Origin of the sequence: Sphingomonas sp. S1-29 (assembly GCF_026167545.1) — a bacterium.
Taxonomy (GTDB): domain Bacteria; phylum Pseudomonadota; class Alphaproteobacteria; order Sphingomonadales; family Sphingomonadaceae; genus Sphingomonas.
The window spans coordinates 3,186,185-3,203,742 of the sequence record NZ_CP110678.1 but is presented as its reverse complement, the minus strand read 5'-3'; the positions used below and the strand labels follow the sequence as shown (position 1 = coordinate 3,203,742).

General features: G+C 66.4%; 13 protein-coding genes. 8 read left to right on the top strand and 5 right to left on the bottom strand.

Going from position 1 to position 17,558, the window contains the following annotated elements; genetic code table 11:
* Window positions 1-96 precede the first annotated feature (96 nt).
* Complete coding sequence (locus OKW76_RS15270) at window positions 97-1,095, bottom strand: hypothetical protein (protein ID WP_265549740.1); 999 nt, start codon at window positions 1,093-1,095, stop codon at window positions 97-99.
* Between the two features lie 66 nt (window positions 1,096-1,161).
* Here OKW76_RS15270 and OKW76_RS15265 point away from each other — a divergent pair, with 66 nt between their 5' ends.
* Window positions 1,162-1,590: an endonuclease domain-containing protein gene (locus OKW76_RS15265; RefSeq protein WP_322740098.1), complete on the top strand. Its 429-nt coding sequence runs from the start codon at window positions 1,162-1,164 to the stop codon at window positions 1,588-1,590.
* 577 nt (window positions 1,591-2,167) lie between these two features.
* Here OKW76_RS15265 and katG read toward each other — a convergent pair.
* Window positions 2,168-4,405, bottom strand: a complete 2,238-nt coding sequence (katG, locus tag OKW76_RS15260) for a catalase/peroxidase HPI (RefSeq protein ID WP_265549738.1) — start codon at window positions 4,403-4,405, stop codon at window positions 2,168-2,170.
* Window positions 4,406-4,675: 270 nt separating this feature from the next.
* Between katG and rplK the strand changes: the two genes are divergently transcribed.
* Together rplK and rplA are read left to right on the top strand one after the other, a co-directional pair.
* A complete protein-coding gene (rplK, locus tag OKW76_RS15255; RefSeq protein WP_256506721.1) occupies window positions 4,676-5,107 on the top strand; it encodes a 50S ribosomal protein L11 in 432 nt (143 codons plus the stop codon).
* Window positions 5,108-5,111: 4 nt separating this feature from the next.
* Window positions 5,112-5,801 carry a 50S ribosomal protein L1 gene (gene rplA, locus OKW76_RS15250; protein WP_265549736.1) on the top strand — a complete coding sequence of 230 codons (690 nt, stop codon included), beginning with the start codon at window positions 5,112-5,114 and terminating at the stop codon, window positions 5,799-5,801.
* 81 nt (window positions 5,802-5,882) lie between these two features.
* Here the strand turns inward: rplA and OKW76_RS15245 are convergent, their stop codons facing one another.
* Window positions 5,883-6,551, bottom strand: a complete 669-nt coding sequence (locus OKW76_RS15245; RefSeq protein ID WP_265549734.1) for a L,D-transpeptidase family protein — start codon at window positions 6,549-6,551, stop codon at window positions 5,883-5,885.
* Window positions 6,552-6,986: 435 nt separating this feature from the next.
* On the opposite strand from OKW76_RS15245, the gene rplJ reads away from it, so the two are divergent.
* The 4 genes from rplJ to OKW76_RS15225 all read left to right on the top strand — a co-directional run bounded on the left by rplJ (window position 6,987) and on the right by OKW76_RS15225 (window position 10,060).
* Window positions 6,987-7,502, top strand: coding sequence for a 50S ribosomal protein L10 (gene rplJ / locus OKW76_RS15240; protein ID WP_265549732.1), 516 nt, complete (start codon window positions 6,987-6,989; stop codon window positions 7,500-7,502).
* A gap of 60 nt (window positions 7,503-7,562) precedes the next feature.
* Window positions 7,563-7,937: a 50S ribosomal protein L7/L12 gene (rplL, locus tag OKW76_RS15235; protein WP_256506716.1), complete on the top strand. Its 375-nt coding sequence runs from the start codon at window positions 7,563-7,565 to the stop codon at window positions 7,935-7,937.
* A gap of 297 nt (window positions 7,938-8,234) precedes the next feature.
* Window positions 8,235-9,746, top strand: coding sequence for a L,D-transpeptidase family protein (locus OKW76_RS15230; protein WP_265549730.1), 1,512 nt, complete (start codon window positions 8,235-8,237; stop codon window positions 9,744-9,746).
* 11 nt (window positions 9,747-9,757) lie between these two features.
* Window positions 9,758-10,060, top strand: a complete 303-nt coding sequence (locus OKW76_RS15225) for a hypothetical protein (protein WP_256506712.1) — start codon at window positions 9,758-9,760, stop codon at window positions 10,058-10,060.
* A gap of 275 nt (window positions 10,061-10,335) precedes the next feature.
* Here OKW76_RS15225 and OKW76_RS15220 read toward each other — a convergent pair whose 3' ends face one another.
* Together OKW76_RS15220 and OKW76_RS15215 are read right to left on the bottom strand one after the other, a co-directional pair.
* Entirely contained in the window at window positions 10,336-11,574 is a 1,239-nt protein-coding gene (locus tag OKW76_RS15220; RefSeq protein ID WP_265549728.1) for a threonine synthase, read from the bottom strand.
* Between the two features lie 48 nt (window positions 11,575-11,622).
* Complete coding sequence (locus OKW76_RS15215; RefSeq protein WP_265549726.1) at window positions 11,623-12,897, bottom strand: hypothetical protein; 1,275 nt, start codon at window positions 12,895-12,897, stop codon at window positions 11,623-11,625.
* Window positions 12,898-13,273: 376 nt separating this feature from the next.
* Between OKW76_RS15215 and rpoB the strand changes: the two genes are divergently transcribed.
* Window positions 13,274-17,455 (top strand): DNA-directed RNA polymerase subunit beta, encoded by a 4,182-nt coding sequence (gene rpoB / locus OKW76_RS15210; RefSeq protein WP_256506709.1) that lies wholly within the window; start codon window positions 13,274-13,276, stop codon window positions 17,453-17,455.
* The last annotated feature ends 103 nt before the right edge of the window (window positions 17,456-17,558 follow it).

The window sequence follows — 17,558 nt, the reverse complement described above, 5'->3', positions numbered from 1 at the left end:
CCAGTCGAAGGTCGGCCGGGCTATGTATCTGCTATGGCGATAAAAACCGCTGCGGCCAACCCGCGCACGCCGCCCGACGCCGCGCTGCCCCCGCGCCTACTCCCGGCGACGCCGCTCGAGGTCCTCGAACCGCCACCCGCCGAACAGCGCGCGCGTCGGGTCGTGCGGCGTCTTGTCGGCATCGGCCTGCGACCAGCCGGTCACCTGGTCGAGCGCGGGCAGCACCGGCGGCGGCGGCTCGTGCGGCAGCGGCGCGATCCGGTCGAGCGCCGCGTGCAACGCCGCATTCGTCGCCGCCATCTTGAGCGCCTCGGTCTCGCGCGTCTTGGCCGCGCGATACTCGGCGGCGCGACGCTCGCTCCACTGCTGGCTGCTCTCGCCACGCCGGCGGGTCATATGCGGCGCCTGCGCCCATAGCCGCGCGGTCTTGTGGTGCAGATACAGCAATTGCAGCGCCTGGTTGACCGTCATCGCGGGCAGCGGCGGCGGCTCGTTATGGCGCCATGCGTCATGCTCGTGCGCCCCGACCTCGAAGCTTTCGAGCAACCCCTCCTCGATCCGCGTATAGCCCATCTCGAGCGCCAGGTGCATCTCGCGCGCGAACCCCGGGTTGCGCCGCCGCCGCCGATAAAAGGCCGCGGGCGAAGCCCCCGCCGCCGCCGCCGACAGCCGGATGTTGGCGGTCGCCGACAGCGCCGCCAGGAACGCCTGTTCGCACTGCCGCGTGATCTTGCCCGGCTGGGCGCTGCGCACCTGCAGCTTGCCGTCGCGCCGCTGCACCACCACCGCCTCGCCCCCCAAGGTTCGATGACTGGCGGTACGATCGCTGGCGGAACGATGGCCGACAGCCCCACCCGCCTTTGCCGCGCTATCCGCCAGCCGCCCACCGCCGTCCTCGAGCAACCGCGCATCGGCCATCGCGACCGCCACGTCCCATTGCTGCGCAAAGGCGGGATGCGCCGCGCGCCGCCCATGCATCGTCGCCGCCGCCCGCCCAATCGCCCGCGCCGCCGCCCGGACATTACCGGTCCGCGTCAGCGCCGCGATAAACGCCGCATTCTCCAACCCCTGCGCACGATCGAACGGTCGAGCCATGTTCCCGTTGTGTTCGCGGAAATCCAACATTACAAGTCGAATCCTCCCCCGCCAGGGGGAGGTGGCATGCGCAGCATGACGGAGGGGGAGGAAACGATGCGCCTCGCAGGCACGCGAAACGCCAAAACCACCGCCCGCCACCTCCGCCAGGCAATGACCCCGCCCGAACTAGCCCTATGGCCAGCCCTACGCCGCCACGCATCCGCCCCCCGCTTCCGCCGCCAACACCCCGCCGGCAACTACGTGCTCGATTTCTACTGCGCCTCCGCCAGCCTCGCGATCGAAGTCGACGGCGAAGCCCACAACCGCGGCGACCGCCCCGAACGCGATGCGGCGAGGACCGAATGGCTCAGGGCGCAAGGCGTAGAGGTCCTGCGATTCACCGCCACCGAAGTAATGACGGACCTGGACGCAGTAGTCCGCCAAATCCTAGCCGTTGCCGACCAGCGCACCACCACCCACCGCCCCCCATCCGCCCCCTCCGACGGCCGCTAAAGCGCCCGCCACCTCCCCCTGGCGGGGGAGGAATGACCTCACCCAAATCCTCCCCCGCCAGGGGGAGGTGGCAGCCAAAGGCTGACGGAGGGGGCGGAAACGCGCCGCCCGTTTTGCCCACCCCCGCCAAACAAAAAAGGCCCGAAGCGCACCCGCGCTCCCGGCCCTTCATCCTAAACCCCCGACACCGCCGGGAGCGTTTCACCTCACACCGTCATATCGAACCGATCGGCATGCATCACCTTCACCCAAGCCTTCACGAACATCCCCGCGGCATCCTCGCCCAATTAAACCCCGGCCACCGGTGGCTCGGTCACCGCGAACCGCACCACCACCACCCGCCCCCCATCCGCCCCCTCCGACGGCCGCTAAAGCGCCCGCCACCTCCCCCTGGCGGGGGAGGAAAGACCTCACCCAAATCCTCCCCCGCCAGGGGGAGGTGGCAGCCGAAGGCTGACGGAGGGGGCGGAAACGCGCCGCCCGTTTTGCCCACCCCCGCCAACAAAAAAAAGCCGGAAGCGCACCCGCGCTCCCGGCCCCATCCTCAACCCCCCGACACCGCCGGGGGCCTCTCACCTCACACCGTCAGATCGAACCGATCGGCATTCATCACCTTCACCCACGCCTTCACGAACTGCTCGACGAACATCCCGCCGGCATCGTCGCACGCATAGACCTCGGCCAGCGCGCGCAGTTGCGAGTTCGAGCCGAACACCAGGTCGGTGCGCGATGCGGTCCACTTGGGCTCGCCGGTCGCGCGGTCGGTTCCCAGATATTCCTGGTCGCTCTCCTCGCTGATCTGCTTCCACGCGGTGCCCATGTCGAGCAGGTTCACGAAGAAGTCGTTGGTCAGCTGCCCAGGACGATGCGTGAACACGCCATGCTTCTCGGCCTTGGGATGGTTAGCACCCATCACGCGAAGCCCGCCCACCAGCACCGCCATTTCGGGCGCGCTGAGATACAGCAGCTGCGCGCGGTCGATCATCAGCTCCTCGGTCGGTACGTTGAACTCGACCTGCAGATAGTTGCGGAAGCCATCGGCCTTGGGCTCGAGCACGTCGAAGCTGTCGGCATCGGTCATTTCGGCGGTCGCGTCGGTGCGACCGGCCAAGAACGGCACCTCGATGTCGTGGCCCGCAGCTTCCGCCGCCTGCTCGACGCCTACCGAACCGCCGAGCACGATCAGGTCGGCGATCGACACCTTCTTGCCGGCCCCCGAAGCATCCTTGGCGCCCTTGCCATCGAAATCGGCCTTGATGCGCTCATACACGCCCAGCACGCGGTGGAGCTGCTCGGGCTCGTTGACCTCCCAGTCCTTCTGCGGTGCGAGGCGAATGCGCGCGCCATTGGCGCCGCCGCGATGGTCGGACCAGCGATAGGTCGATGCCGATGCCCACGCGGTGGTCACCAGCTCGCGCACCGTCAGCCCCGATGCCTTGATCGCTTCCTTGAGCGCGCCGATGTCGGCGTCCTCGATCTGCGCATAGTCGGCCTTGGGGATCGGGTCCTGCCAGATCAGGTCTTCGGCGGGCACTTCGGGACCGATATAGCGCGCCTTGGGGCCCATGTCGCGATGGCACAGCTTGAACCAGGCGCGCGCCCACGCATCGGCGAAATAGGCCGGATCGGCGCGGAACTTCTCCATGATCGCGCGGTACGAAGGATCGACCTTCAGCGCCATGTCGGCCGAGGTCATCATCGTCGGCACGCGCTTGCCCGGGGTATGCGCGGCGGGTGCCAGCGTGTCCTCGGGATTGCCGATCGGCTGGAACTGGTGCGCGCCCGCCGGGCTCTTCACGATCTCATATTCGTGATCGAGCAACATGTCGAAATACGTCATGTCCCAGGTGATCGGGGTCGGCGTCCACGCGCCCTCGAGCCCCGAGGTGATCGTGTCGTCGCCCACGCCGGTGCCGTGGGTCGAGGTCCAGCCAAGCCCCTGCGATGCGATGTCCGAACCTTCGGGCTCGCGGCCGACCAGCTTGGGGTCGCCCGCGCCATGCGCCTTGCCGAAGGTGTGGCCGCCCGCGGTGAGCGCGACGGTCTCCTCGTCGTTCATCCCCATCCGCGCAAAGGTCTCGCGCATGTCGCGCGCCGACCCCATCGGATTGGGGCAGCCGCCGGGGCCTTCGGGATTGACGTAGATCAGGCCCATCTGGATCGCCGCGAGCGGGTTCTCGAGCGCGACGTTCTTTTCCTCGTCGATCCGCGTGTCGCCGAGCCACTCTTCTTCGGTGCCCCAATAAATGTCCTGCTCGGGCTCATACACGTCGCCGCGACCGCCGCCGAAGCCGAAGGTCGGGCCGCCCATCGATTCGATCGCGACATTGCCCGTCAGGATGAACAGGTCGGCCCAGCTGAGCTTGGCGCCGTACTTCTGCTTGATCGGCCACAACAGGCGACGCGCCTTGTCGAGATTGCCGTTGTCGGGCCACGAGTTCAGCGGCGCGAAACGCTGCTGTCCCGACGACGAACCGCCGCGCCCGTCGCCGGTGCGATAGGTGCCCGCGGCATGCCATGCCATCCGGATGAAGAACGGGCCGTAATGCCCGTAATCGGCAGGCCACCAGGGCTTGCTGTCGGTCATCAGCGCATGGAGGTCGGCCTTGAGCGCCGCATAGTCGATCGTCTTGAAGGCTTCGGCATAGTTGAAGTCGTCGCCCATCGGGTTGCCGGTCAGGCCGTTCTGGTGGAGGATTTCCAGGCTGATCGCCTCGGGCCACCAATCGCGGCTCGTGCGGCCGAGCAGCTTGCGCTTGGCGGCGGGTTCCTTCTTGGGGTCATTGAGCGGGCTGCCAGATGTGATCGCGTCCATTGCGGCTCTCCTTGCGGGTAATTTCGGCTTGCAATCTATGATAGGTTGTTAATCGGACAAAGTGATTAAACTTCGTCAGCGCGAGCGGTAAAAGCGATCAGTGGCAGCGCCGCCCGCTGCGCCCGCCCCGTTGCATCGCGCCGCGCTTTGCGCTAAGCGCGCCAGCTTCCAACGCTAGCGATGGATGTTGCGGGAGGCGGCCCTGGGCCGTCGCACGAACCGCTAAACTTGCACCGGCGCGCATTCGTGCCCGGCAACAGAGTGAGTATCATGGCAAAGAAGATTACCGGCTATATCAAGCTGCAGGTTCCTGCAGGCAAGGCGAACCCCTCGCCGCCGATCGGCCCCGCATTGGGTCAGCGCGGCGTGAACATCATGGAGTTCTGCAAGGCGTTCAACGCATCGACCGGCGACCAGGAGGTCGGCACCCCGCTGCCCACCGTCATCACCGTCTATGCCGATCGCTCGTTCAGCTTCGAGACCAAGACCCCGCCCGCCACGTATCTGATCAAGAAGGCCGCTGGCCTGAAATCGGGTTCGAAGGAGCCGGGCAAGGTTTCGGCCGGATCGATCAAGCGCTCGCAGCTTTCGGAAATCGCGACCGCGAAGATGAAGGATCTGAACGCCAACGACATCGACGCCGCAACGAAGATCATCGAAGGCTCCGCACGCGCGATGGGCCTCCAGGTAGTGGAGGGCTGATCCGATGGCCAATCTGAGCAAGAAGCAGAAGGCACTCACGATCGACCGTGAGAAGCTGCACCCGATCGACGAAGCGATCGCGCTGGCCCGCAGCAACGCGACCTCGAAGTTCGACGAGACGATCGAAGTCGCGATGAACCTCGGCGTCGACCCGCGTCATGCAGACCAGATGGTCCGCGGCGTCGTTACGCTCCCGAAAGGAACGGGTAAGACCGTTCGCGTCGGCGTGTTCGCCAAGGGCGCCAAGGCCGACGAAGCACGCGAAGCAGGTGCCGACGTCGTTGGTGCCGAAGACCTGATGGAGATCATCCAGGGCGGCAAGATCGACTTCGACCGCTGCATCGCCACGCCCGATATGATGGGCGTCGTCGGCCGCCTCGGCAAGATCCTGGGACCGAAGGGCATGATGCCCAACCCCAAGCTCGGCACCGTGACGATGAACGTCGCCGAAGCCGTCAAGGCAGCCAAGGGCGGCCAGGTCGAATATCGCGTCGAAAAGGCCGGCATCATCCATTCGGGCATCGGCAAGGCGTCGTTCCCGGCCGAAGACCTGCGCGCCAACTTCGATGCGCTGGTCGACGCGGTGGTCAAGGCCAAGCCGACCGGCGCCAAGGGCAAGTATGTCCGCAAGATCGCGGTCAGCTCGTCGATGGGCCCGGGGATCAAGGTCGACGTCGCCGAAGTCGGCGTCTGATCCTTCAGATCATCACGGCATAAAAAAAGGGCCGGGAGAGCGATCTCCCGGCCCTTTTTCGTTGCTGCGGTCGGGCGGCGATCACTCGGGCGGGGTGAGGACTGCATAAGGCGCGCCAACGACTTCGTTCGCCGCAACGGCCACCGGGGCTTCCGCGACCGACTCGACCACTTCTTCGATCGCATGCGGGTCGGGCGCGTCGATCTCGGCCGCGTACAGCGCCGGCATCCATTTGCGCGTGACCGTCACGACGTCGCCCATCTTGGTCGCGTCGAACAGCAGCGCCGCGAATTCGTCGGGGACGCCGACACAGCCATGCGTCGCGGCATTGGCCTCGACCTCGCTACCATGGATCGCCACCCCGCCCCAGGTCAGCCGCTGCATGTACGGCATCGGCGCGTTGTATAGGTTCGAGATGTGGTGGCGCTTCTTCTGCAGGATCGGGAAGGTACCTATCGGCGTCGGCTTGTGGTCGGCGCCATAGAGGATGAACGCGCGCCCGATCTCTACCCCGCCGCGATAGACGTACAGCTTCTGCGCGGTCAGATCGATCACGATCCGCGTCGGGCCCGCGGCGACGCCATCGGCGTTCCAGGCATATTCACCCGGCACCAAAGGCGCCTCGAGTGCGAGCACGCTGCGAACCTCGGGGGTGCGCGCCTGGGCAACCTGCGGCGCGAGCGTTGCCGCCAAGACCAGCGCAGCCAGTCGAAGCGACCGTGTCTTTCGCAGGATGTTGCCGTTAACCATTGGTGTTGCCTTCTGTGTCTTGTCGTTGCTTAAGTGTATTGGTTGTTCGCCTGGGTTTCGCCAGTCGTTGTTTTGCGCTGTGCCGATGTTGGACGGATCCGGGCGCAGACAATGCGCTAAGGTTAACGTCCGTCCCAGCCCCCGCCGCCGTTGACTTTCCCCCGCTTCCCGCTATCAGCGCCCCCTTGCCGAGACGGATTCGTCCGTGTCGGCATCCGTCCGAGACAGCAGGTGGCCAGGGATTTGCCCGGCCTTAATGTCCTGCCAAGACGGGGAATGCATTTTCGCCGGATACTTCCGCCAGGAAGGTTCGGGTCATGCGCGGGGCCACCCGCCGCTTGACGATCATGCCCCTCGGACGAGGGAGCCGGGCAGTCGCCCGACTTCCGACGTAACCGGGCCTTCGCAGTGAAGGCCTTTTTTGAGGAGACCGGCATGGATCGTTCGCAAAAGACCGACGCCGTCGCCGCGCTGAACAGCACCTTCAACGAAGTTGCCGTGGTGGTCGTCACCCGCAACCTCGGGATGACCGTCGCCCAGTCGACGCAACTCCGCACGAAGATGCGCGAAGCCGGTGCCAGCTACAAGGTCAGCAAGAACAGCCTTGCTCGCATCGCCCTTGCGGGCACCGAGTATGAAGGTCTGTCGGACCTGCTGACCGGCCCCGTAGCCCTTGCTACCTCGACCGATCCCGTGGCTGCGGCCAAGGTGATCGCCGAGTTCGCCAAGACGAACGACAAGATCGAAATCGTCGGCGGCGCAATGGGCAGCCAGATGCTCGACGTCGATGGCGTGAAGGCGCTGGCGACGCTGCCGTCGCTGGACGAACTTCGTGGCAAGCTTGTGGGGCTCATCGTGGCACCTGCAACCAAGATCGCGACGATCGCTCAGGCACCGGCCGCGCAGATCGCGCGCGTGCTTTCGGCATATGCGGAGAAGGAAGCCGCCTGAAACGGCGCTTCCCCAAGGCTTATTTACTGACCCGAACCCTTTGAATATTGGAGTATTACCATGGCTGACCTGAACAAGCTCGTCGACGACCTGAGCGCCCTGACCGTCCTGGAAGCCGCCGAGCTTTCGAAGATGCTCGAAGAGAAGTGGGGCGTTTCGGCTGCTGCCGCAGTTGCAGCACCTGCCGCTGGCGGCGGCGCTGCCGCTCCTGCTGCTGAAGAGCAGACCGAATTCGACGTGATCCTCACCGGCGACGGTGGCAAGAAGATCAACGTGATTAAGGAAGTCCGCGCGATCACCGCACTCGGCCTGACCGAAGCAAAGGCGCTGGTCGAGTCGGCTCCCAAGGCCGTCAAGGAAGGCGTGTCGAAGGACGAAGCCGCCAAGATCAAGGCCCAGCTGGAAGCCGCCGGCGCGACCGTCGAAGTCAAGTAATCGGCTTTGCCCCCCGGCAACGGGCGGCGATACGATCGAAGGAGGGCGGCCCCATCGGGGTCGCCCTTTTTCGTTTGAAGAGCGTGCGCGCTGAACTCTGAGGGCGCTACCCAGGTCGTTTCGTTTGATCATGCCCCCCTGGCGCCGTTCGCACCTTCCGGACAAACCCTTTTATTGTCGCAGGATGTGTTGCGTGTCGCTTCGCCTTTGCGAGCGGGCACGACAGGCGTTAAGGCTTGCGGCGAACGGTTCGGCGCGGCGTTCGGTGTCGAAGAACGAGTGAGAGTATCCCTGCCCATGCGCAATATCCGCCTGACTGCCCTGCTCCTGACCTCGCTCGCCGCCCCCGCGGCCGCGCAGACGCAGGCGCCGTCGCCGCGCGCGCCCGCAATGCCCGCCGCCCCGCCCGCGCGGATCATCCCGCCGGCGATGCAGACCACCCCGCTACCGCCATCGATCCCGGTGCCGATGGTGCAGCCGGTCGCGCCGCTCCCGGTGCTTACCCCGGTCCAGGCAACCCAGCTGGCAGCGTTGCTGGAGCAGGATGGCGCGGTGCAGGGACTGCGGTCGGTAGATGCTGCGGTTTCGATCCCGCAGGCGAACGACGCGTTGGTTCGCGCTGCGCTCGATCATGCGCATGCGGTGCATGCCGGGCGGCTCGATACCGCCGATTTCCAGGAGGATTGGGCGCTGCGCCCCGCTGCCTACGACCCCCGCCCTGCCTTTGCCAAGGCGGTGGCCGAGGATCGGATCGCGCAGTGGTTCGCCGCGCTGCCGCCCCCCTGGGCCGGCTATGACGGCTTGCGCGAGGGCCTCACGCGCTATCGCGGTATCGTCACCGCGGGCGGCTGGCAGGCGATCCCCGCCGGCGCCGACTTGTCGATGGGATCGAAGGGCGCGCGTGTCGCCGCGCTACGCAAGCGCTTGGCGATCGAGGATCCCGAGGTGGTCGCGACCGGCGACAGCTTCGACGCCACGTTGAAGGCGGCAGTACAGCGCGCGCAGCGCCGCTACGGGCTGAACCCCACCGGCACCGTTTCGACCCAGACGATCGGCGCGCTCAACGTGCCCGCCCGCGACCGCGTGCGCCAGATCATGGCGAATATGGAGCGCTGGCGCTGGCTGCCGCACGAGCTGCCCAAGAACCGGATCCAGGTAAACATCGCCGCCGCGGTGCTGACGGTGTTCGAGGGTGACAGCCCGGTGATGTCGATGAAGGCGGTCACCGGCAAACCCGGCGGCGGCGAGACGCCGATGCTGCAATCGACGATCCACTCGGTGGTGCTCAATCCGCCGTGGAACGTGCCGTCGAGCATCGCCAATCGCGAGCTGTTCCCGAAGGGCGATGGCTATCTCAAGGCCAACAACTTCCGCATCATCGGCGAAGGCCCCAACCGCCGCCTACAACAGGCATCGGGCGACACCAGCGCGCTCGGCCGCTTCAAATTCGACTTCGACAATCCGTTCGCGGTGTATCTGCACGACACCCCGGCGCAGGCTGGCTTCTCGCGCTTTGACCGGCTGGCGAGCCATGGTTGCATCCGGCTCGAAAAGCCCGCCGAGCTCGCCAAATTGCTACTGCGCGACGTTCCCGAATGGAGCGAGGCGGCGATCGACGAGCAGGTGACGACCACCACCAAGACCGTCCGCGCGCGGCTCAACACCCCGGTGCAGGTGTATCTGCTCTATTGGACCGCGTTTGCGAGCGCGAACGGGCAGATGAGCTTCCGCGCCGATCCGTATAAATGGGACGCGGTGCTGGCCGACAAGATCGAACGCCGTTCGGCCGCGCAGGTCGCGAGCCGGTGAAAAAGGATAGCATGATGAAGAAGACCGCATTGCTCGGGCTGATGGCGCTGGCCGCCTGTTCGGCCGAACCCGAAACCGGCCCGCCCCCGAGCGAGGCGGTGACCGACGAGGCGCCCGCTTATGTCGAACCCGAGCCGCTACCCGAACCCGCGCCCCTGCCCGAGCCCAGCCCCGAGCCGACGCCCACCGAAGAGCCCGAACCGATCGCGCCCGACGAGCAGATGCTCGACGATGCCGAAGCGACGGGCATGACCTCGCGGGTCGATCGTTCGGAAGACGGCACGACGCAGGAGGAAGTGCCGGTTCGGGAGTAGGTTGCCGGGGGGTCACTTTGCGCCAAGGCTCCCCTCCCATCCGTCACCCCAGCGAAAGCTGGTGTCTCCCGCGGCAATCGCGCGCTTCGTAACAGAAAGACCCCAGCTTTCGCTGGGGTGACGAGGATTATGGCGGTCGTAGCCTTCTTCCCCCCTCCCTGAAAGGGAGGGGTCGGGGGTGGGTCGAGGCCTGGCGATACGGATGCCCCGGGCGCTGCGCCGCCGTACCACGAGCACCCTACCCACCCCCAGCCCCTCCCTTTCAGGGAGGGGAGTCAGAGCCCCGCCAAATCAATCGCCCCATGCCGATCGAGCGTCCGCGACTTGTCGGGCATCGGATATTTCAACCCCGTCGCGCAGTTGAACAACACCACCTGCTCATCGCGCCCGATCTCGCCATCGGCGAGCGCGCGCTCATACGCCGCCAGCGTCGCGCCGCCCTCCGGGCACAGCAGCAGCCCGTCCTTCGCCGCCTCCTCAACCGCAGCGACGATCGCAGGATCGCCCACCGCAAGCGCCTTGCCGCCGCTTTCGCGCACCGCGTCGAGGATCAGGAAATCGCCCACCGCCTTGGGCACGCGGATCCCCGCCGCCAGCGTGTGCGCGTCTTCCCAGCGTTCGGCGTGGCGCTCGCCCGCCTCGAACGCGCGGACGATCGGCGCGCAGCCCGATGCCTGCACCGCATACATGCGCGGGCGGCGCGAGCCGATGAAGCCGATCGCCTCGAGCTCGTCGAACGCCTTCCACATGCCGATCAAGCCGGTACCGCCACCGGTGGGGTAGAAGATCGCGTCGGGCAGCTCCCACCCGAATTGTTCGGCCAGCTCGAGCCCCATCGTCTTCTTGCCCTCGATCCGATACGGCTCCTTGAGCGTCGAGAGGTCGAACCAGCCATTGGCCTTGGCCCCCTCCCCGACGATCTTGCCGCAATCGTCGATCAGCCCGTTGACGCGATAGACCCGGCCGCCCTGCGCCGCGATCTCGCGCACGTTGATCTCGGGCGTGTCGTCGGGGCAAAAGATGATGCTCTCGATCCCCGCGCGCGTCGCATAGGCCGCCGCCGCCGCGCCGGCATTGCCGTTGGTCGGCATCGCGATTGTCTCGACGCCCAGCGCCTTGGCCATGCTGATCGCCATCACCAGCCCGCGCGCCTTGAACGATCCGGTGGGCAGTCGCCCTTCGTCCTTCACGATCGGCGCGCGCGCCGCCAGGCGCTCGCCGGTGCGGTCGAGCGTGACCAGCGGGGTTTCGTTCTCGCCCAGGCTGACGATGTTCGCGGTATCGCGCACGGGGAGCAATTCGCGCCAGCGCCACAGGTCGCGCGGGCGCTGCGCGAGCGCTTCCTTGGTGAGCGCAGCACGCACCGCGGGTAGGTCGTAGCGGACCAGCAGCGGGCGCCCGGCGGCGGACAGGCCGTGGAGGCGATCGGCTTCGTAGCGTTCGCCGGTCAGGCCGCATTCGAGGTGAGAGACGAAGGTCGGACGCTCGGTGACGAGGTTGGCGTTGCTTTGCATGCGCGGTGGATGCGGCGAGCCGCTGCGGGCGTCAAGCTCACCCCGCCCTCAGGCTGCGGGGCGCGGCAGCCTATATGGACGCGCCGCCAGCCCCTCGACCACGCGCGGGCCGCGATCGACGAACACCGGCGCCAGCTTCCCGCTCGAGGGATGCGGCCGACCGATCATATACGCCGCCGACGTGCGCCCCGCGACGCCGCTCTGCGTGCGATAACGCGCGTCGAGCAGCAGCATCGGCGCGAAGAAGCGCCGGCCTGCCGCCTCGACCAGATGCAGTTGGTCGAACGGCACCCCCATCGCCGCGCGCAACTCGCGATGCTCGCCGGGACGCAGCGCGAAGATATTGTGGCGCGACGGGTCGGCGGGCTCGGCGAGATAATCGAGCAGCTGGCGGTCCTGCTGCGGGTTGGCCGACACCAGCCAGGCCGAGACCAGCAGGTCCCCGACCACGACGTCCGAGGGGTTGATGACCGCGAAGGTATATTCGACGAATCCCGTATCCTCGGTGCACCCCGCGCGGATCGGCTGCAGCTCGAGCCCGAGCATCGGCGCCGGCGCGGCGGGTGATCGGAACGCGGTAATGAACCCGGCATCGGCAGCGGGCGGTGGCGGGGCGGGCGCGCGCGGTCGGTTCTGGAACGCCTTGAGCGTACCGTCAGGCGCCACGACCGGCGCGGGTGCTGCAGGGCGGGCCGGCACGGTCAGGAACTGGGTGTCGCTGCCGCGTGGGGCTGCCGCCGCCGGCGCTTCGGCCATTTCGGGTTCCGCAACCGGGGTAGCCGCCCGCCGCATCGGCGGTGTCGGAGCCAGCACCGGCGGTGCGAGGTCGACTGCCGGTTCGGCATAGTCTGCCGCGGCGGCTGCGTCGCGGCGGCGCCACGCCAGCAACGCCGCCGCGGCCACCAACGCGAGCCCGCCCGCGAGCATCCACCACGTCCAATCGGCTTCGTCAGGCTGCGCCGCAGGCGCCGCGGTGATTTCGGGCGATGGCGCAGGCAGCGGCTGCACCGGCGTCGCCGCGGTGGGCGAAAGCTCGATCGGCGCGCCGGTCGGTTGTGCCGAAGGCGCGGGCGCGGTGGGCGTCGGCGTCGGTGTGGGCACGATCGCTGGCGTCGCCCGCAGCGTCGGCCGTGCGCGCGGCGTCGGCTCGGGGGCCGGCGTCGGGACGACGATCAGCGGTGGCGGCGCGCGCGTGGGCGTTGGCGCCGGCGCGGGCGGCGGGGTCTCGCTGCTCTCGCCGGGGGGCAGCGAATAGCGGATCGGCGGCGTGATCCGCTCGGGCGGCGCATCCTGCGCGGACGCGGGGGCGCCCAGCACCAGCATCGTCGCGAGGGCTAAGATCGAAGCGGCAAGGGCACGCACCGGGGCCTGCCCGGGAGACGAGGGTAAACGAACCATGCAGTCGCCTATCGCGCGCGGCGGCTTCCCGCTAGTCCGAACATCGCCATCGGGAACCGAAACCCGCCTCGGCGGTTTGACACGCCCCCGCTGGTGACCTATATCCGCCACTCACCCCGACGACCGGGAAATGAAGCGCCGTCGCGCAGCGCTTCGTACGGATAGGTCGGCAGGGGTTTGCAACGACGCCGAAAGCTGCGGCTCCGCTATGGAGCGCGCGGCTTTTTGCGTCTTCGCATGCGCGCCGCCCTCCCCGGCGGCCGACATCGAAGTTTCTTGAGCTGAGAGGCGAACAGCACCCATGGCAACCCAGGCATCAGACGGCGGCGCGGCATCGCAGCGCATCGAGCGCAGCACCGTGAAGCGGCGCATCCGCAAGGTCTTCGGCGACAACCACGAAGTGGTGCAGATGCCGAACCTGATCGAAGTGCAGCGCGAAAGCTATGAGCAGTTCCTGCGCAGCGATCCGTCGATCGGTTATGTCTCGGGCCTCGAAAAGACGCTGCGTTCGGTCTTCCCGATCCGCGATTTCGCCGGCACCGCCGAGCTCGATTTCGTCAATTACGAGCTAGAGCCGCCGAAGTTCGATACCGAGGAATGCCGCCAGCGCGGGATCACCTATGCCGCGCCGATGCGCGTCACGCTTCGCCTGATCGTGTTCGAGGTCGACGCCGATACCGAGGCGCGCAGCGTGCTCGATATCAAGGAGCAGGACGTGTACATGGGCGACATGCCGCTGATGACGGGGAACGGCACGTTCATCGTCAACGGCACCGAGCGCGTGATCGTCAGCCAGATGCACCGTTCGCCGGGCGTGCTGTTCGACCATGATCGCGGCAAGACCCATGCATCGGGCAAGTACCTCTTCGCCGCGCGCGTCATTCCGTATCGCGGTTCGTGGCTCGATTTCGAATTCGATGCCAAGGACATCGTCAACGTCCGCATCGATCGCAAGCGCAAGCTGCCGGTTACGACGCTGCTCTACGCGCTGGGCATGAACAGCGAGGAAATCCTCAACCACTTCTACAACCGCGTCACCTATGTGCGCGGCGAAGGCGGTTGGCAGATCCCGTTCGCCGCCGAGAATTGGCGCGGGCAAAAGCCGATGTTCGACATCGTCGACGCCAAGTCGGGCGAGATCATGTTCCCCGCCGGCCAGAAGATCAGCCCGCGCGCCGCGAACAAGGCGGCCAAGGACGGCCTGACCGACCTGCTGATCCCGACCGAGGAAATCTTCGGTCGCTACTCGGCCTATGACCTGATCAATGAGACCACCGGCGAAATCTATGTCGAGGCGGGCGACGAGATCGACGCCGAGAATCTCGAACTGCTCGACAAGGCAGGCATCGACACCGTCGAACTGCTCGACATCGACCATGTCTCGACCGGTCCGTGGATCCGCAACACGCTCAAGGTCGACAAGGCCGAAGAGCGCGAGCAGGCGCTGTCGGACATCTACCGCGTGATGCGCCCCGGCGAGCCGCCGACGCTTGAGACCGCAGAATCGCTGTTCAGCGGCCTGTTCTTCGATCCCGATCGCTATGACCTGTCGGCGGTCGGCCGCGTCAAGCTGAACATGCGCCTCGACCTCGATGTCGAGGACACGGTGACGACGCTGCGTACCGACGACATTCTCGAGGTCGTCAAGACGCTCGTGAACCTGAAGGACGGCAAGGGCGAAGTCGACGACATCGACAATCTCGGCAACCGCCGCGTGCGTTCGGTGGGCGAATTGCTCGAGAACCAGTATCGCGTCGGCCTGCTCCGCATGGAGCGCGCGGTGAAGGAGCGGATGTCGTCGGTCGATGTCTCGACGGTGATGCCCAACGACCTGATCAACGCAAAGCCCGCGGTTGCGGCGGTGCGCGAATTCTTCGGCTCGTCGCAGCTGTCGCAGTTCATGGATCAGACCAACCCGCTGTCGGAAGTCACCCACAAGCGCCGTGTGTCGGCGCTTGGACCGGGCGGTCTGACGCGCGAGCGCGCCGGCTTCGAAGTCCGCGACGTCCATCCGACGCACTACGGCCGGATCTGCCCGATCGAGACGCCGGAAGGCCCGAACATCGGCCTGATCAACTCGCTGGCCACCTTCAGCCGCGTGAACAAGTACGGCTTCATCGAGACGCCGTACCGCAAGATCGTCGACGGCAAGGTGACCAACGACGTCGTCTATCTGTCGGCGATGGAAGAGCAGAAGCACACCGTTGCGCAGGCATCGGCGGCGCTGCACCCCGACAACAGCTTCTCCGAGGAGCTGGTTTCGGCACGCCAGGCGGGCGAATTCCTGATGGCGTTGCCCGATCAGGTGACGCTGATGGACGTCAGCCCCAAGCAGCTCGTGTCGGTCGCGGCATCGCTCATTCCGTTCTTGGAAAACGATGACGCCAACCGCGCGCTGATGGGATCGAACATGCAGCGTCAGGCTGTGCCGCTGGTTCAGGCCGAGGCACCGTTTGTCGGCACCGGCATGGAACAGACCGTGGCACGCGATTCGGGTGCGGCTATCTCGGCCAAGCGTGCTGGCGTCGTCGATCAGGTCGATGCGACGCGTATCGTCATCCGCGCGACCGGCGAGGTCGAGGCGACTGCGAGCGGCGTCGACATCTACACGCTGATGAAGTTCCAGCGTTCGAACCAGAACACCTGCATCAACCAGCGCCCGCTGGTGCAGGTCGGCGACATCGTGAAGGCCGGCGACGTGCTGGCCGACGGCCCGTCGACCGAGTTCGGCGAGCTGGCGCTGGGGCGCAACAGCCTGGTCGCGTTCATGCCGTGGAATGGCTATAATTATGAGGATTCGATCCTCATCAGCGAACGCATCGTGAAGGACGACGTCTTCACCTCGATCCATATCGAGGAATTCGAAGTCATGGCGCGCGATACCAAGCTGGGGCCAGAGGACATCACCCGCGACATCCCTAACGTCGGCGAGGAAGCGCTTCGCAACCTAGACGAGGCGGGCATCGTGTACATCGGCGCCGAGGTCGAGCCTGGCGACATTCTGGCGGGCAAGATCACCCCCAAGGGTGAATCGCCGATGACGCCCGAGGAAAAGCTGCTTCGCGCGATCTTTGGTGAAAAGGCGTCGGACGTTCGCGACACCTCCCTTCGCCTGCCGCCGGGCGTTGCCGGCACCGTCGTCGAGGTCCGGGTGTTCAACCGCCACGGCATCGACAAGGACGAGCGCGCGATGGCGATCGAGCGCGAAGAGATCGAGCGCCTGAAGAAGGACTCGGACGACGAGCGCGGCATCCTCAACCGTGCGACCTGGTCGCGCCTGAAGGAAATGCTGCTCGGCCAGACCGCGACCGCGGCGCCCAAGGGCGTCAAGAAGGGCGTCGTGATCGACGACGCGCTGCTCGACAGCGTCGAGCGGCACGAATGGTGGAAGTTCGGCGTGGCTGACGATGGCGTCCAGTCGAACCTGGAAGCCGTCAAGGTCCAGTATGACGAAGCCGCCAAGAAGATCACCGACAAGTTCCACGATCGGCGCGACAAGCTCGAGCGTGGTGATGAGCTGCCGCCGGGCGTGCTCAAGATGGTCAAGGTGTTCGTCGCGGTGAAGCGCAAGCTGCAGCCGGGGGACAAGATGGCAGGCCGCCACGGCAATAAGGGTGTGATTTCGCGCATCCTGCCACAGGAGGACATGCCGTTCCTGGAGGATGGAACGCCGGTCGATCTGGTGCTCAACCCGCTGGGCGTGCCGTCGCGCATGAACGTCGGACAGATCTTTGAAACGCATCTGGGCTGGGCCGCGCGCGGTCTTGGTCGTCAGATCACCCAGGCGCTCGAAGAATGGCGCGAGGCCAATCCCAATCCCGAGCCGGGCGCGATGCCCGACGCGGTCAAGGATCGGTTGAAGACCGTCTATGGCGAGAAGTATCACGCCGAGATCGACGAGCGGAACGGCGACCAGATCATCGAACTGGCGCAGCATCTTAAGAACGGCGTGCCGATGGCGACGCCGGTGTTCGATGGTGCTCGCGAGGCCGATGTCGCGGCGATGCTCGAGCTGGCGGGTCTCGACCCGTCGGGTCAGGTGACGCTGTTCGACGGGCGCACCGGTGATGCGTTCGATCGCAAGGTGACGGTGGGCTATATCTACATGCTCAAGCTGCATCACCTTGTGGACGACAAGATCCACGCGCGTTCGATCGGGCCGTACTCGCTCGTCACCCAGCAGCCGCTGGGCGGTAAGGCGCAGTTCGGCGGCCAGCGCTTCGGTGAGATGGAGGTGTGGGCGCTGCAGGCGTACGGCGCCGCCTACACGCTGCAGGAAATGCTGACGGTGAAGTCGGACGATGTGGTCGGTCGCACCAAGGTCTACGAAGCGATCGTCAAGGGTGACGACACGTTCGAGGCGGGCATCCCGGAGAGCTTCAACGTGCTCGTCAAGGAAATGCGCTCGCTGGGCCTGAACGTCGAATTGAAGACGATGGAACTCGGCTACGATTCGGACGGCGTGCAGATCGCGGCGGAATAATCGCGCCCTCTCCCTCTCCCGCTTGCGGGAGAGGGTCGGGGTGAGGGCCTGACGGGGCCGGTTGCAGACCGCGCTCGAAGATGGCCCGACACACCCTCACCTT

Coding starts and splice junctions, on each gene's coding strand:
- rpoB (WP_256506709.1), top strand. CDS start 13,274: ATGGCAACCCAGGCATCAGACGGCGGCGCGGCATCGCAGCGCATCGAG.
- rplA (WP_265549736.1), top strand. CDS start 5,112: ATGGCCAATCTGAGCAAGAAGCAGAAGGCACTCACGATCGACCGTGAG.
- katG (WP_265549738.1), bottom strand. CDS start 4,405: ATGGACGCGATCACATCTGGCAGCCCGCTCAATGACCCCAAGAAGGAA.
- rplK (WP_256506721.1), top strand. CDS start 4,676: ATGGCAAAGAAGATTACCGGCTATATCAAGCTGCAGGTTCCTGCAGGC.
- OKW76_RS15270 (WP_265549740.1), bottom strand. CDS start 1,095: ATGGCTCGACCGTTCGATCGTGCGCAGGGGTTGGAGAATGCGGCGTTT.
- OKW76_RS15245 (WP_265549734.1), bottom strand. CDS start 6,551: ATGGTTAACGGCAACATCCTGCGAAAGACACGGTCGCTTCGACTGGCT.
- rplL (WP_256506716.1), top strand. CDS start 7,563: ATGGCTGACCTGAACAAGCTCGTCGACGACCTGAGCGCCCTGACCGTC.
- OKW76_RS15220 (WP_265549728.1), bottom strand. CDS start 11,574: ATGCAAAGCAACGCCAACCTCGTCACCGAGCGTCCGACCTTCGTCTCT.
- OKW76_RS15230 (WP_265549730.1), top strand. CDS start 8,235: ATGCGCAATATCCGCCTGACTGCCCTGCTCCTGACCTCGCTCGCCGCC.
- OKW76_RS15225 (WP_256506712.1), top strand. CDS start 9,758: ATGATGAAGAAGACCGCATTGCTCGGGCTGATGGCGCTGGCCGCCTGT.
- rplJ (WP_265549732.1), top strand. CDS start 6,987: ATGGATCGTTCGCAAAAGACCGACGCCGTCGCCGCGCTGAACAGCACC.
- OKW76_RS15215 (WP_265549726.1), bottom strand. CDS start 12,897: ATGCTGGTGCTGGGCGCCCCCGCGTCCGCGCAGGATGCGCCGCCCGAG.
- OKW76_RS15265 (WP_322740098.1), top strand. CDS start 1,162: ATGCGCAGCATGACGGAGGGGGAGGAAACGATGCGCCTCGCAGGCACG.